Source organism: Pseudoalteromonas sp. MMG012 (assembly GCF_018100875.1).
Lineage (GTDB): Bacteria > Pseudomonadota > Gammaproteobacteria > Enterobacterales > Alteromonadaceae > Pseudoalteromonas > Pseudoalteromonas aurantia.
Genome location: NZ_JAGJEF010000258.1, coordinates 1 through 323, shown reverse-complemented (window position 1 = coordinate 323; position 323 = coordinate 1). Strand labels below are relative to the sequence as shown.

The following is a 323-nucleotide window of genomic DNA, read 5'->3' as shown; positions in this document are numbered from 1 at the left end:
ACTATGGCGTCAATAGCTAATTTTAAGTTTTTGGCGCTTCCCACATAACACCGTCTCTGAGCATCGAATTTAAGATCACAATCATCTTCCTGACACACGCAATAAGCGCTACTTTTTTCGGTTTCCCAGCAGCAACTAATCGCTGATAGGTTGATTTAAAAACCGGGTTAGATTGGATAGCTGACATCATCGCCATGTATAAAACGGTGCGCACTTGATGTCGACCACCTTGGATTTTACGGAGCCCTTTATACCGTCCACTTTCGCGATTCATTGGTGCAACACCTAATAAAGAACCAGCTTCTTTGTTCGACATATAGCCA

The 323-nt window shown here is 43.0% G+C and carries 1 protein-coding gene; it reads right to left on the bottom strand.

All coding sequences use genetic code 11. The features are described 5' to 3' along the window. Positions 1-22: 22 nt before the first annotated feature. A partial coding sequence (locus J8L97_RS23325; RefSeq protein ID WP_211053106.1) for a transposase occupies positions 23-323 on the bottom strand: 301 nt, incomplete at its 5' end.